General features: G+C 67.4%; 11 protein-coding genes. 5 read left to right on the top strand and 6 right to left on the bottom strand.

Annotated features, from left to right (window positions below; genetic code table 11):
- Window positions 1-77 precede the first annotated feature (77 nt).
- Window positions 78-902, bottom strand: coding sequence for a hypothetical protein (locus ACH438_RS35800; protein WP_397013641.1), 825 nt, complete (start codon window positions 900-902; stop codon window positions 78-80).
- A gap of 232 nt (window positions 903-1,134) precedes the next feature.
- Here ACH438_RS35800 and ACH438_RS35795 point away from each other — a divergent pair, with 232 nt between their 5' ends.
- Window positions 1,135-1,782: a response regulator gene (locus ACH438_RS35795; protein ID WP_397013639.1), complete on the top strand. Its 648-nt coding sequence runs from the start codon at window positions 1,135-1,137 to the stop codon at window positions 1,780-1,782.
- Window positions 1,783-1,852: 70 nt separating this feature from the next.
- Window positions 1,853-3,583 carry a GAF domain-containing sensor histidine kinase gene (locus ACH438_RS35790; protein ID WP_397013637.1) on the top strand — a complete coding sequence of 577 codons (1,731 nt, stop codon included), beginning with the start codon at window positions 1,853-1,855 and terminating at the stop codon, window positions 3,581-3,583.
- Window positions 3,584-3,587: 4 nt separating this feature from the next.
- Here ACH438_RS35790 and ACH438_RS35785 read toward each other — a convergent pair whose 3' ends face one another.
- The gene (locus ACH438_RS35785) at window positions 3,588-4,784 is read right to left on the bottom strand and encodes a beta-ketoacyl synthase N-terminal-like domain-containing protein (RefSeq protein WP_397013635.1); all 1,197 of its coding nucleotides are present in this window, start codon (window positions 4,782-4,784) and stop codon (window positions 3,588-3,590) included.
- A gap of 165 nt (window positions 4,785-4,949) precedes the next feature.
- Between ACH438_RS35785 and ACH438_RS35780 the strand changes: the two genes are divergently transcribed.
- A complete protein-coding gene (locus ACH438_RS35780) occupies window positions 4,950-6,293 on the top strand; it encodes a diguanylate cyclase domain-containing protein (RefSeq protein WP_397013633.1) in 1,344 nt (447 codons plus the stop codon).
- Between the two features lie 147 nt (window positions 6,294-6,440).
- Complete coding sequence (locus ACH438_RS35775; protein ID WP_397013866.1) at window positions 6,441-8,738, top strand: HelD family protein; 2,298 nt, start codon at window positions 6,441-6,443, stop codon at window positions 8,736-8,738.
- An 81-nt stretch (window positions 8,739-8,819) separates the two neighbouring features.
- On the opposite strand, the gene ACH438_RS35770 is transcribed toward ACH438_RS35775, so the two are convergent.
- From ACH438_RS35770 to ACH438_RS35760, 3 genes are all read right to left on the bottom strand, one after another.
- Entirely contained in the window at window positions 8,820-9,272 is a 453-nt protein-coding gene (locus ACH438_RS35770; RefSeq protein WP_397013619.1) for a universal stress protein, read from the bottom strand.
- 339 nt (window positions 9,273-9,611) lie between these two features.
- Window positions 9,612-10,031, bottom strand: coding sequence for a DoxX family protein (locus ACH438_RS35765; RefSeq protein ID WP_397013615.1), 420 nt, complete (start codon window positions 10,029-10,031; stop codon window positions 9,612-9,614).
- Window positions 10,032-10,123: 92 nt separating this feature from the next.
- Window positions 10,124-10,996, bottom strand: a complete 873-nt coding sequence (locus ACH438_RS35760; protein ID WP_397013611.1) for a DUF6597 domain-containing transcriptional factor — start codon at window positions 10,994-10,996, stop codon at window positions 10,124-10,126.
- A gap of 56 nt (window positions 10,997-11,052) precedes the next feature.
- Between ACH438_RS35760 and ACH438_RS35755 the strand changes: the two genes are divergently transcribed.
- On the top strand, window positions 11,053-11,535 hold the full coding sequence (locus ACH438_RS35755) for a VOC family protein (protein ID WP_397013607.1): 483 nt from the start codon (window positions 11,053-11,055) through the stop codon (window positions 11,533-11,535).
- 129 nt (window positions 11,536-11,664) lie between these two features.
- On the opposite strand, the gene uvrB is transcribed toward ACH438_RS35755, so the two are convergent.
- Window positions 11,665-13,830 (bottom strand): excinuclease ABC subunit UvrB, encoded by a 2,166-nt coding sequence (gene uvrB, locus ACH438_RS35750; protein WP_397013603.1) that lies wholly within the window; start codon window positions 13,828-13,830, stop codon window positions 11,665-11,667.
- Between the last annotated feature and the right edge of the window lie 236 nt (window positions 13,831-14,066).

The raw sequence follows: 14,066 nt of genomic DNA, 5'->3' as shown, positions 1-14,066 counted from the left end.
AATTACCCCCGACGCCATGCTAGGCGCGCCCACCGACAAGTTTTGTTCTGCGCGCCTCAACGCTGGTCACAGCGTGTTTATTTCTCCACGGGCAGATCCAGCAGAGACAGTACCGGCGGCAGTGCGCGGCGCCCGCAACCGGGGATGGCACGCGGCTGCAGACCGCGATCCCGATCGCGGAAACGATCCTCCGAACCGGCCGCGGTCACCAGGGCCAGATCGGAATCGAAGCGCCGGTAGAGCAGCCGGCCGCGGCGCGTGTCTGGATCCGTATAGAAGAGGTAGGGCAGCCCGCCGGTACAGAGCCGGGCCGCGGCCTCGTCGTCCAGCAGGGCGGGCACGGTATCGCGATGCTGCCGCAGCGTGCGCACACCCAGCGGTCCGGTCCAGCACACCACCGCGTCCGAACCGGTGTCCGCATCGATGAAGAGATGGGCGTCGTAATCCATGGCGTCCAGCACCCGTGCGGCGGCGGCCGGCGCCGCGACCTGTAGTCGGCAATCCTTGCGCCGGACGATCGGTCGCGGGCGGGTCACCAGGGCCAGGCCGGGCCGCGCGGGATCCGGCCAGGGGCGCGACAATTCATCGGGCGGGCAGCCCAATCGCAGGTCCAGCCGCTCCAGCGCGAAGGTGGCCGCGAACCGGCCCGGCCCGGCGACCTGCACCCGGAGCGCCTTCCCCAGCGCTCGGATGGTCACCTGGACGAGGGTGCTCTCGTCCTCGTCGCCCTGCCGGTCGGGCCAGTGCAGGCGAACCCGCACCGGCCCTTCCACCCCGTGCCGGCGCAGCACTCTGCCCAGCCCGCGCACCACACGGGTCACCTCGGCGGGCGGTACCGGTCCGCGGGTGACGACCACGAAGTCCGGATCGATGCCACTCGACCACACGTCGAATCCGCCCATTACCGACCCCGCTTTCCCGTTTTCGACCCGGCAACCCGCTTTCCATGGCAACACGCGGCGCCGCACGGGGACAGTGCCGAAAGTCCCAAGGTGACCACTTTCCGGGAAATTTCTCCGGCAAAACCGCCATGACCCGGCACAAAACCGAAAACAAGGGACCTTTTCCCGTATCCCGCCGCGCGGTCGCGAGTTACGTTTGCCAGTCAAAGACTCACGCGCTTGGAGTGCCGTTGTGATCAATGTCTTCCTGGTCGACGACCACGAAATCGTCCGCCGCGGTCTCACCGACCTGCTCGAAGAGGATCCCGACCTCACCGTGGTCGGCGAGGCGGGCGATGTCGCGCAGGCCCTCGCCCGCATCCCCGCGCTGCGCCCCGACGTCGCCGTCCTCGACGTGCGGCTGCCCGACGGCAACGGCATCGAGCTCTGCCGCGACCTGCTCGCTGAACTCGACGACCTGCGCTGCCTGATCCTCACCTCCTATACGGACGAACAGGCCATGATGGACGCGATCCTGGCCGGCGCCAGCGGCTATGTCGTCAAGGACATCAAGGGCATGGAACTGGCCAAGGCCATCAAGGAAGTCGGCGCCGGCCGCTCCCTGCTCGACAATCGCGCCGCCGCCGCGCTCATGGCACGACTACGGCGCAGCACCGAATTCGACGGTCCCCTCGCCGGATTGACCGAACAGGAACGCAAACTCCTGGACCTGCTCGGCGACGGCCTCACCAACCGGCAGATCGCCGAACGCATGTTCCTGGCCGAGAAGACCGTCAAGAACTACGTCTCCCGCCTGCTCGCCAAGCTCGGCATGGAACGCCGCACCCAGGCCGCCGTACTCGCCTCGAAACTGCGTGCGGGACAACCACGTCCGGCATGACAACCTTCCGGCAACCCGTCCGCACGTAGAATCCCCGGTGCCAGTTCGCACGCCGGACCGCAGGACAACCATGCACGACGCACACCGCACCGGCCCGCCCTCGGTGCGTGAAACGCTGTCACAGCTGCGATTGCGCGAATTGCTCTCCGAGGTCAAGGATCGGGTCGAGCAGATCATCGACGCCCGCGACCGCATCGACGGGCTCGTCGAAGCCATGCTCGCGGTCACCTCCGGACTCGACCTGGACCAGACGCTGCGCACCATCGTGCGCGTCACCACCACCCTGGTCGACGCCCGCTACGGGGCGCTCGGGGTGCTCGGGCACGAACAACAGTTCAGCCAGTTCATCTATCACGGCATCGACGACCGCACCCGCGCCCTCATCGGCGACCTGCCCGAGGGACACGGCGTGCTCGGACTGCTGTCGAATCAGCCCGGGGCGGTCCGGCTCGAGGACCTGACCAGGCATCCGGCCGCCGTCGGCGTGCCCACGCATCATCCGGCCATGCACACGTTTCTCGGTGTGCCCGTGCGGATTCGCGGCGAGGTCTTCGGAAACCTCTATCTCACCGAGAAATCCGGCGGGCACCCCTTCACCGAGGACGACGAGGTGCTGCTGCAGGCGCTCGCCGCCGCGGCCGGTATCGCGGTGGACAATGCGCGACTCTACGAGCAGGCGCGGACCCGCCAGGCATGGATCGCGGCCACTCGCGATATCGCCACCGAATTCCTCGCCGGCACCGATCCGAGCGAAGTCCTCGCGCATGTGGTGGAGCATGCGCGCGAGCTCACCAACTCCGAGCGCGCCCTGCTGGCGGTGGTCGCCGATCCCGACACCTCGCCGGAGGAGATCACCGAACTCGTTGTGGCGCAATGGTCCGGTCCCGGACCGCGGCCGGTCGGCCGCGTGGTACACACCACCGGCACCGCCATCGGCGAGGCACTCGCCACCCGCACCCCGCTGCGCTTCCACGATGCCCGGCAGGTGGACCTCGGCCGCTCCATCAGCGACAGCGGGCCGACCCTGGTGCTGCCGCTGCACACCCCCGACTCCACCCTGGGTGTGCTGATCACGCTGCGCTCGGCCGAATCCGCGCCCTACGACGACGAACTCGTGGAGCTGATCGCCGCCTTCACCGATCAGGCCGCGCTGGCAATGCAATTGGCGGTCGCGCAACGCCGCATGCGGGAGCTCGACATCCTCACCGACCGCGACCGCATCGCCCGCGACCTGCACGATCACGTCATCCAGCGCCTGTTCGCGGTGGGCCTGTCACTGCAGGGCACGGTGCCCCGCGCGCGCGTTCCCGAAGTGCGGCAACGTCTCTCCGACGCCATCAACGATCTGCAGGACGTGGTGGAGGAGATCCGCACCTCCATCTTCGATCTGCACGGCGGCGACGGGCACAGCACGCGCCTGCGGCAGCGCATCGAGAAGGCGGTCAAACAGCAGACCACCGGGGCCGAGATGCGGGCGCTCATGCATATCACCGGGCCGCTGTCCGTGGTCGAGCCCGGGCTGGCCGATCATGCGGAAGCCGTTGTGCGCGAGGGGGTCAGCAATGCGGTGCGGCATTCCGGAGGCGATACGGTGACCGTCGACATCGGCGTCGGCGACGATCTGACCATCGTGATCGCCGACAACGGGTGCGGGATCCCGGACGGCATCACACCCAGCGGTCTCACCAATCTCGCGCGCCGCGCCGAGCAATCCGGCGGACGGCTGGCCGTGTATCCGCATCGCGGTGCCGACGGCGAGGAGAAGGGCACCAAGCTGCACTGGTCCGTGCCGCTGCACTGACCGGTCAGGCGACCGGGCCGAGCACCAGCGCGGAGTTGTTGCCGCCCATGCCGAGTGCGGTCTTCACGGTGATGCCGCCGTTGTACGGGGTGGTGCCGTCGACTAGTCGGGGATGCGCGGCGGCCACGATCGGTGAGGACACCACGAGGCCGCGATCGTAACCGAGCGCCGTGGCGGCCACCTCGACACCCGCCGAGGCGGCCTGACAGTGCCCGGTCAGCGGTTTGGTCGCGATCACCTGGGGCCGATCATCGAAAATCTTGGCCAGCAGCGCTGTTTCGGCGTCATCGCACTGCTGGGTGCCGGACCCGTGTGAGTTGAGGTACGCCACCTCCTCGGGCCGCACATCGGCGTTCGAGAGTGCGCGCCGGACACATTCGAAGATCTGCTCGTGTGAGGGCTCCACCGAGATCACGTGGTAGCCGTCGTTCGTCATGGCCCCGCCCAGCACCGCCGCGTAGGGCCGCGCGACCTCACGCGTCACCACGAACGCGGTCGACGCCTCACCGAAGCCGAAGCCGCGGCTGCCCTGCTGGAACGGACGGCACGCGGATAGTGGCTCGTCGTCGTCCACCGCGGCGCCCACGGCGACGAAGGGCTGCACCATGTCCGGCGTCGCGGACAGGTCGCTGGCCACCACGATCACGTCGTCGGCGACGCCCTGCGCCAGCCACATCTGCGCGGTGAGGAGCGCGACATTCGCCGAGGAGCAGGCGGCGGTGGCGTTCATGGCGGGACCGTGGAAGCCGAACTCGCGCATGATCATCGCGTTCGGGGTGGACGGCAGCAGCCGCAGATAGTCGCGGGAGCGCCGCTGTCCGTGGTCGACCACGTAGAAGTCGCGCCACTCGTACACATTTCCGAGCACGATGGCGTGCAGCAGGCCGACCGTGCGGCCCGGCTGCCAGCCGCGCGCCCGGGCGTCGGCCACCGCTTCGCGCACCGATTCCAGCACGGCGCGCCCGTAGAGCGCGGGCCCGGCGTCGGGGTCGCCGCCTTCCGGCACGCGGGCAACCCATCCGTGACGATCGCGTTCGGGGCCGTACCCTGGATACGGGCGGGCTGCGTGCTTGCCGCTCAGCAAACCTTCCCACAGGGCTTCACGGCCCCAGCCGTACCCTGTGACGGCGCCGATTCCGGCGATCGTCATATGATCTTGGTGCTGCTCTGCGGTATTGAGGTCGGGGATGGTGCCTGGCATTGCATCGCTCCTTCTCGGGCCTTGCCCGTAATGATCACCATTGCCGGGCCGATGCTGTGCAGAACTGTGATTCATTCAATACGGGGCCGGCAGGGCGGCCCAGCAAATATGCCGATACCGAAATGGTGCCGTGCTCCAGCGACGTGGTGCAACGACGATCAGGGGGTGCAAGAGGTGGTTGGTAACGATCGGGCAAACAGCCCGACCGACACCGAGCAACTGGCCCAGCGCTATCGATCCCTGGTGGACTACAGCCCCGACGGAATCGTCGTGCACGAACGCGGCACCATCGTCTACGCCAACCCCGCCATGCTGCGGCTGCTGGGCGCCGAAACGCCCGGCGACGTGGTCGGGCAGCCCGTCGCCTCGTTCGTCTCCCCCGAGTTCGTGCAGCCCATGCTGGAACGCATCCGCCACCTCACCATCGCCGGCACCGCCTCCGACCCGGCCGAAATGACCCTGCTGCGCTGCGACGGCAGCAGCGTGGACGTCGAGACCGTGTCCGTACTGGCCGCCTGGCACGATCGGCTGGCCTATCAGGTGGTCGTGCACGACCTCACCCCGCAACGCCGCGCAGAGGCCGCACAGCGGCGCGCAGAACAGTTCTTCACCACCGTCGTGTCCCAGCTGGAGGAGGGCGTGGTGGTGATCGATCGGGAAGGCCGCATCGAATCGGCCAATCCGGCCGCGCGCCGCATCTTCGGCTACGACGCCGAGGACCTGATCGGCAGTCACATCGACGACCTGCCACTCACCCTGCTGGACGCCAATGCCCAGCCCATGCCCAGCACCTGGTACCCGGTCATCCGCACGCTCGCCACCGGCGAGACCGTCACCCGCTTCGTGTTCGGGGTGGACCGGCCGGACGGGCAGCGGCGCTGGCTGTCCGCGTCCAGCCGGCTACTCAACCCGGGCGACCCCAATTCACCGGCCGTGTCCTCGTTCAACGACATCACCGAATTCCGGGCCAGCCGAAGGCAATTGGAGTATCAGGCCACCCACGACCCGCTCACCGGGCTGGCCAATCGGGCGCTCGTGCTGTCCCGGCTGTCCGCGGCGCTGGGCACCACCGAGACACTGCCGGTCTCAACCGTGCTGTTCATCGACCTGGACGGGTTCAAGGCCATCAACGACTCGCTCGGGCACGCCATCGGCGACACCGTGCTGCAGATCGTGGCGCAACGGCTGCAACGCGGGCTGCGCGCCGACGACATCGTGGGCCGCATCGGCGGCGACGAATTCCTGGTACTGCTGTCCGGCCGCACCCTCGGCGAGGACCTGGACGCGCTCATCGCACGACTGCGCGAGACCATGGCCGAACCGATCATCGCGCGCGGGCACCGCATCCAGGTCGACGCCTCCGTCGGCGTCACCCCGCTGCACGCCGGCGACAGCCGCACCCCCGAAACCGTGCTGCACGACGCCGATCTCGCCATGTACCGCGCCAAGCCCCCGAATCATCAGAACGGCGGCCTCACCCGCCGGAGTGACTCGACTCACGCCTCCTGAGTGCGGCTTTCACCAGCCGATACGGCGCGTTCGCGAAACGGCCACTAGACTCGACAACTCTGTTCTCGATGGTGCGCGCGTCGTGTTCCGACGACCGGCGTGGTGACAAGGAGTTCTGTTTTGCCCGACCTCACCGAGGAGCGTTCCGTGCCGGTGTCCGATGCTGTCGGCGCGGGCACGGAACGGGAGCAGCAGTACCTGGACGTGCTGTACGACCGACTGGACGGCATGCGCGAATACGCGCAACGACGACTCAAAACCGTCCTGCTGGAAACCGGCGGCACACCCCAGGCCCGCAGTGAACGCGAATCCTTCACTCAGCTCTACTCCGAGGATCTCGCCAAATACGATGCCGCCGAACACGGTCTGTGCTTCGGGCGCATCGACCTGGCACCCGAAGCCGACGGCGAGACCGACGGAACCGGTGAGAGCGAGAACCGCTACATCGGCCGCATCGGCATCCTCGACGAGGCCAAGGACTACGAGACGCTGCTGCTGGACTGGCGCGCTCCCCTGGCCCGGCCGTTCTACCTGGCCACCACCGCCGCCCCCGACGGCGTGACACGGCGGCGGCACATCCGCTCCCGCAATCGCCGGGTCACCGCGATCAACGACGAGTATCTGAGCCTGGACGCCGCCCGCGCCGACGGCGTGATCAGCGGCGACGGCGGTGTCGGCAGCGAGAGCGCGCTGCTGGCCGCGCTCAATGCCGCGCGCACCGGCCACATGAACGACATCGTGGAAACCATTCAGAGCGAACAGGATGCGATCATCCGCTCCGAGCACAAGAGCGTGCTCGTAGTGCAGGGTGGACCCGGCACCGGCAAGACCGCGGTGGCGCTGCACCGCGCGGCGTACCTGCTCTACACCTACCGGCAGCAGCTGGACAAGGCCGGCGTGCTCATCATCGGGCCCAACAGCACCTTCCTGGACTACATCGGGCAGGTGCTGCCGTCGCTCGGCGAGACCGGCGTGCTGCTGTCCACCGTCGGCAACCTGTACCCGGGAGTGCAGGCCACGCTGGAGGATTCGCTGCGCGCCGGTGAGTTGAAGGGCTCACTGAACATCCTGGAGGTGCTCAAGAAGGCCGTCCGCGACTGGCAGGAAGTGCCCAAGGATCCGGTGCGGCTGCACTTCGACGGGCGGGAACTGCTGCTGGACCGGCGGATCGCCAGCAAGGCGCGGGGCCGGGCCCGGTCCTCGCGGCGACCACACAACCTGGCCCGGCCGGTCTTCGCGGCCGGCGTGGTGGACGCACTCACCGATCAGCTCGCCCAGCTCATCGGCGGCGACCCGCTCGGCGGGCGAAACCTGTTGAGCCAGACCGATCTCACCGAGATCCGCGACGAAATGCGGGCCGACGCCGAGATCCAGCGCGCCATCGCCACCCTGTGGCCCATCCTCACCCCGCAGGACGTGCTCGGCGGATTGTGGGCCGACCCCAAGCGCTTGGCCAGTGCCGCACCGCATCTCGGCGAGGCCGACCGCGCCGAACTGCACCGCCCCGACAACGGCGAGTTCAGCGACGCCGACGCCCCGCTGCTCGACGAGATCGCCGAACTGCTCGGCGTCGACGACTCCGAGGAACGGGAACGCTCCCGCCGCCGCTGGCGCGCCCAGCTCGCCGAGGCGCAGGACGCCCTCGACATCCTGACCGGTTCCGCACCACAGGATCTCGAAGACGATCTGGACCCGGAACTGCTCATGGCCTACGACCTCATCGACGCCTCACAGCTGGCCGAACGCCAGCAGGTGCGCACCCGGCAGACCACCGCCGAACGCGCCGCCGGGGACCGCACCTGGACCTATGGGCATGTCATCGTCGATGAGGCGCAGGAACTTTCGGAGATGGCATGGCGAATGGTCATGCGGCGCATCCCGAACCGCTGGATCACCGCCGTCGGTGATGTGGCGCAGACCGGCGATCCGGCGGGCGCGTCGTCCTGGCAGCAGATGCTGGAACCGTATGTGGCCAAGCGGTGGAAGCTCACCGAGCTCACGGTGAACTACCGGACGCCTTCGGAGATCATGGCCGTCGCGGGGGACGTGCTGGCCGAGATCGATCCGGGGGCGGCGTCACCGCGGTCGGTGCGCGACTCCGGGTTCCAGCCCGCCGCGCATCGGGTGGCCGCGGATCAGCTCGAGGCCGAAGTGAAGCGGCTCATCGACACCGAGGCCGAGCATCCCGGCACCACCGCCGTGATCGTGCCGCACGATCTCGCGCCGGAACTGGCACACCTGACCGATGATTCGGTCCGGGTGCTCACCGTGCACGAGGTGAAGGGTCTCGAGTTCGACGGGGTCATCCTGGTCGAGCCGCATCGCATGCTGAGCGAGTCGCCGCGTGGCCTGAACGATCTCTACGTGGCGCTGACCCGTGCCACGCAGCGGCTGAACGTGGTCCACACGGCCCATCTGCCACCGGTGCTGCACCGGCTGTACTGAGACCGCCCCTACCGGCAGAGAAGCGGCCGTGCCCGGTTGGGCACGGCCGCTTCCTCTTTGCTCGGCGAAGTACTTCGATACTCAGCGCGTGGTGTGCACGATCAGCACATCGCTGCGGGACTTGCGCGCCACATCCGACGGCACGGAACCCAGCAGGCGGCCCGCGAGGGTGTTGAGGCCACGATTACCGACGACGAGCAGGTCGGCGTCGACCTCCTTGAGCAGGTTGAGCAGCGACTCGACGGGCTCACCGACGACGGCCTTCTCGACCACGTTGGCGGCGCCCGCGGCGACGGCGCGGTCACGCGCGACGCGCAGGATCTCACTGGTGGGTGCGGAGCCGCGCACCTGGTACGCCTCGTCCTTCAACACGTCCGCGGCGGCCGCGACATCGCGGTCGTCGGTGGGGTAGTACGCGCAGGCCACGTACAGCGTGGCGCCCTCGTCGCCGGCCAGAGCCGCGGCCCGCTCGACGGCGACGTACGACGAGTCCGAGCCATCGGTACCGACGACGATCGTCCGGTAGGCGGTCATTCTCTCCTCCAAGTGCAAGGGTCGGGGCCTTGGCGGCCGCACAGTGCGGTTACCGCCGCGGCAACTTCGCCTGACAATAGCGGCATATCCGACGGAAATTTTCGATATCGCAACACATCACACTCACGCGCCGTGTCCGCCGTGGCACACATTCCCGCGGGGCCCCGGAAAGGGCCTCGGCTACCTGCGAATTCCCGCGGCGTTGTGACGCAGGTCCGAAATTGCCAACTCCATTGCGCGCCTGGGACATTCGTCACAAGTCCGGTATGTCCCGGATGCGGTCCGGCCCGCCTGTTTGTGAGGGTGCACAACAGGCGGGCCGGTTAATCATGGCAGGTCCTACGAAAGGCTGAAAAGCGGTCCGGTGAGAGTCAATCCGAGGTCGCTGCCCACGTAGGCGAAGAAGGCGAACAACATGAGCGAGGCGCCCGACAGGGCGATGTCCTTGTTGAACTGGATCATGTCCAGCTGCTTGGCCTCCGCGTCGGTCTCCTTCCAGAACGCGTGCATCAGGAACGCCGTCGGGAGCAGGAACACCAGCAGGAGCAGCGAGCCCAGATCCGCCCAGACGCCCAGCAGCACACTCAACGCGCCGGCCAGCAGCAGCACGCCCGACGCGGGCACGGCCACCTCCGCCAGCGGAACCCCCTTGAACTTCGCGTACTCCACCATCTGCTTGCGCTGGGCGATATGGCCGAAGCCCGAGCCGAGGAACAACAGTACGAACAACACCCGCCCGATCAACACCAGAACATCCATGGCCCCGCTCCTTAGTCGATTGATCACTCGCCAATGGGTGACACGGCAACCAACTTCATCCGCGGCGTGGTTATTCCCGATCTCGCCGAATATCAGGAGACTAGCGAGATCCGGGCATATTCCAGCGGAGCCATCCCGATCTCCTTGGCGAACTCGTTCGAGAAATGGGCCTGATCGAAGTAGCCGAGCTCCACGGCCAGCGCCGCCAGATCGGAGGTGCGGCCCGCGGCCAGCAGGTGGGCGCCGTCCTGCAGGCGGTAGCGGCGCAGCACCCATTTCGGGGTCACCCCGACATAGCGGCGGAACAAGCGCTGCAGGGTGCGGACGGGGATGTCGAAGCGCTCGGTGACCTGATCGACGCGGGTCAAGGAGCGGTCCTCGGCCATGACCTGGATCAGGTCCAGCACCTGCAGATAGGCGGTGTCGTCGGCGACGGCACGCCGCTCGGCGGCAGCGGCCAGGAACTCCTCGGCCACCGCGCGGCGCTGCTCGTCCGTGTCGACGGCCAGCACGCGCTCGGCCAGGCCCGCGGCCTCCGGGAAGACATCGGTGAGATCCACCGAGGTATCGGTCCACTCGGCGACATCGAGACCGGTGAACGCGCCGAAACCGCCCGCGCGGAACTTCACGCCGAAGGCCTCACCCTCCCCGGCCAATTCGCGCACGTACTTCGTGGTCCACACGCCGGTCAGAAAGGCGCCCGTGCGCTCGTGCGTGCGCTCGAAGGTGATGTTCACACAGGGATAGGACAGCACCTCGGCCGGAAAGGGCGGCAGGCCACGGCGATCCCAGTGCACCGCCCAGTACCACTCCACATAGCGGCAGACCTGCTGCCCGGCGGACAGGCGGCTGTGATTGCTGATGCGCAGGTGATCCCGCGGGCGCAGGATGCCCTTCGCGGTCTCCGGCGGCGGGACCGGGACCGGGGTGAAAGCGCCGCCGCTGGCGCCGTTTTCGCTGTTCATCGGGCCTGTCGCATTCTTACAAGACCATGCGGGGCGGTCCGACGAGAGTGGAGTTCATGAGCAACGCAGTGAATCCGATCCCCGAGGGCTACCACTCCATCACCTGCTTCCTGGCGGTCGCCGATGCCAATGCGGCCATCGACTTCTATACGAACGTGTTCGGCGCGAAAGTGCTGAGCCGCAACGACCTTCCGGACGGCCAGGCCGCGCACGCCGAACTGCTGATCGGCGATTCCACCATCCAGGTCGGCATGCCCATCCCCTCCGAGGGACTGCGCGCGCCCGCCGACGACTGGGTGCACGCGAGCGTCGTGCACTACTGCCCGGACGTCGACGTCGTCTCGCAGCTGGCCCGCGAGCACAATGCCAAATTCGTCGCCGACCCCGCCACCTTCGTCACCGGCGACCGCTACGGCCGCGTCATGGACCCCTTCGGCCACCGCTGGATCGTCATGACCCGCGTCGAGGACGTCTCCCGCGAAGAAGCCGAGCGCCGCGTGAACGAGTGGATGGCCAATTCCGCCTCCCCGAGCCTTTAGCGGACGGCTGAGTGCCGTTGACCGGCGGCAACCCGGGCCGCCGGTCAGGTGCCGAACCGATTTTGGACGTACCCGGCGAGTTACCCTCACCGGCCCGAAATCAGTTGTAACCGCTTGCATCGCAACAGATCACGATAGCCCCGCGGCGTCCATGCCGCGGAGTTCCTTCTTGAGGTCGGCGATCTCGTCGCGGAGGCGGCCCGCCAGCTCGAATTGGAGTTCACGGGCGGCGTTCATCATCTGGGCGGTCATGTCCTTGATGAGGTCGGCGAGTTCGGCGCGGGGCATGTTCTTCACGTCGCGGCCCTCGTAGACGCCGGCGCTGATGGCGCGGCCCGGCTCGCCCTGGGCGCGGCGGCCGCGGCTGGCATTGCGGCCCGAGCCGCCGACCTCGACCTCGACGTCCTCCGCCTCGCGGTAGACCTGGTCGAGGATGTCGGCGATCTTCTTGCGCAAGGGTTTCGGGTCGATGCCGCGCTCTTCGTTGTAGGCGACCTGCTTGGCGCGGCGGCGTTCGGTCTCGTCGATGGCGTGGCGCATGGAATCGGTGATCTTGTCCGCGTACATGTGGACCTCGCCCGAGACATTGCGTGCCGCACGGCCGATGGTCTGGATGAGGCTGGTGCTGGAACGCAGGAAGCCTTCCTTGTCCGCGTCCAGGATCGCCACCAGCGACACCTCCGGGAGGTCGAGACCCTCACGCAGCAGGTTGATGCCGATCAGCACATCGAATTCACCGAGCCGCAGCTGCCGCAGCAACTCCACGCGGCGCAGGGTGTCGATCTCCGAGTGCAGATACCGCACCCGCACACCCAGACCCAGCAGATAGTCGGTGAGATCCTCCGACATCTTCTTGGTGAGGGTGGTGACCAGCACGCGCTCGTCCTTCTCGGCGCGCACCCGGATCTCGTGCACCAGATCGTCGATCTGGCCCTTGGTCGGCTTCACCACCACATGCGGATCCACCAGTCCGGTCGGGCGGATGACCTGCTCGACGAATTCGCCGCCGGTCCGGCCCAGTTCGTACGGGCCGGGCGTGGCCGACAGATACACCGTCTGCCCGATGCGGTCGGCGAACTCCTCCCAGGTGAGCGGCCGGTTGTCGACCGCCGAGGGCAGCCGGAAGCCGAACTCCACCAGGTTCCGCTTGCGCGACATGTCGCCCTCGTACATGCCGCCGATCTGCGGCACCGTCACATGGGATTCGTCGATGACGAGCAGGAAGTCCTCGGGGAAGTAGTCCAGCAGGGTGGCCGGCGCGGACCCCGCCGGACGGCCGTCGATATGCCGCGAATAGTTCTCGATACCCGAGCAGAATCCGACCTGCTTGATCATTTCCAGGTCGTATTGGGTGCGCATGCGAAGTCGTTGCGCCTCCAGCAATTTGCCCTGTTTCTCCAAATCGGCCAGTCGTGTTTCGAGTTCCACTTCGATATCGGCGACCGCGCGTTCCATCCGATCCGGGCCCGCCACATAATGCGTGGCCGGGAAAATGCGGACCATTTCCACCTGCCGCACCACATCACCGGTGAGCGGATGCAGGTAATAGAGCGCCTCGATCTCGTCACCGAAGAATTCGATCCGCACCGCCAATTCCTCGTACGAGGGAATGATTTCGACGGTGTCACCGCGCACCCGGAAGGAACCGCGCGTGAAGGCCATGTCATTGCGGGTGTACTGGACATCCACCAGCAGGCGCAGCAGCCGGTCCCGATCGATCTCGGTGCCCACCTCCAGCTGCACCGACCGATCCAGATAGGACTGCGGCGTGCCCAGGCCGTAGATGCAGGACACCGACGCCACCACCACGACATCGCGCCGGGACAACAGGCTCGACGTGGCCGAATGCCGCAGGCGCTCGACATCGTCGTTGACCGAGCTGTCCTTCTCGATGTAGGTGTCGGTCTGCGCGATGTACGCCTCGGGCTGGTAGTAGTCGTAGTACGAGACGAAGTACTCGACGGCATTGTGCGGCAGCATCTCGCGCAACTCGTTGGCCAGCTGCGCGGCGAGGGTCTTGTTGGGGGCCATGACCAGGGTAGGCCGCTGCAAGCGCTCGATGAGCCAGGCCGTGGTGGCCGACTTACCGGTACCGGTGGCGCCGAGCAGCACCACATCCCGCTCGCCGCCGTTGATCCGCCGCTGCAGTTCCTCGATGGCGGCGGGCTGGTCACCGGCGGGTACGTGCTCGCTGACGACCTCGAACCGGCCCTCGATACGCTCGATCTCGCCGATCGGCCGGAACTCCGAGTGGGCCAGCGGCAGATCGTCCGGGATCTCGGTTGCAAATGCCATGGTGACCAGCCTAGAACGACCCACCGACAGATTCCCGCCGAGTGGCCCGTAGCGGGCTCCACTGCGTAAATTGTCCGAATTATCCGTTCTTCGAAGGATCCTCGCAGGAATTCCGTCTTGATGACGGTGAAATTCCGGTCTGCTCACAGGGGTTCCACTCGGCCCGCTCAGGTGTAACCTAGGCTGGCTGGTCGCACGAGGTTCGAGAAGGGCGAGGCGATGACCGGTTTGCATAC

It is taken from the genome of Nocardia sp. NPDC020380 (assembly GCF_044386975.1).
Classification (GTDB): domain Bacteria; phylum Actinomycetota; class Actinomycetes; order Mycobacteriales; family Mycobacteriaceae; genus Nocardia.
Note: the sequence above shows the minus strand (reverse complement) of the source record. Positions and strands in the feature narration are given on the sequence as shown.

Bases quoted from the DNA above. Each gene is read 5' to 3' on its own strand.
- ACH438_RS35790 (WP_397013637.1), top strand. From the start codon at position 1,853: ATGCACGACGCACACCGCACCGGCCCGCCCTCGGTGCGTGAAACGCTG.
- ACH438_RS35785 (WP_397013635.1), bottom strand. From the start codon at position 4,784: ATGCCAGGCACCATCCCCGACCTCAATACCGCAGAGCAGCACCAAGAT.
- ACH438_RS35760 (WP_397013611.1), bottom strand. From the start codon at position 10,996: ATGAACAGCGAAAACGGCGCCAGCGGCGGCGCTTTCACCCCGGTCCCG.
- ACH438_RS35765 (WP_397013615.1), bottom strand. From the start codon at position 10,031: ATGGATGTTCTGGTGTTGATCGGGCGGGTGTTGTTCGTACTGTTGTTC.
- ACH438_RS35770 (WP_397013619.1), bottom strand. From the start codon at position 9,272: ATGACCGCCTACCGGACGATCGTCGTCGGTACCGATGGCTCGGACTCG.
- ACH438_RS35800 (WP_397013641.1), bottom strand. From the start codon at position 902: ATGGGCGGATTCGACGTGTGGTCGAGTGGCATCGATCCGGACTTCGTG.
- ACH438_RS35755 (WP_397013607.1), top strand. From the start codon at position 11,053: ATGAGCAACGCAGTGAATCCGATCCCCGAGGGCTACCACTCCATCACC.
- uvrB (WP_397013603.1), bottom strand. From the start codon at position 13,830: ATGGCATTTGCAACCGAGATCCCGGACGATCTGCCGCTGGCCCACTCG.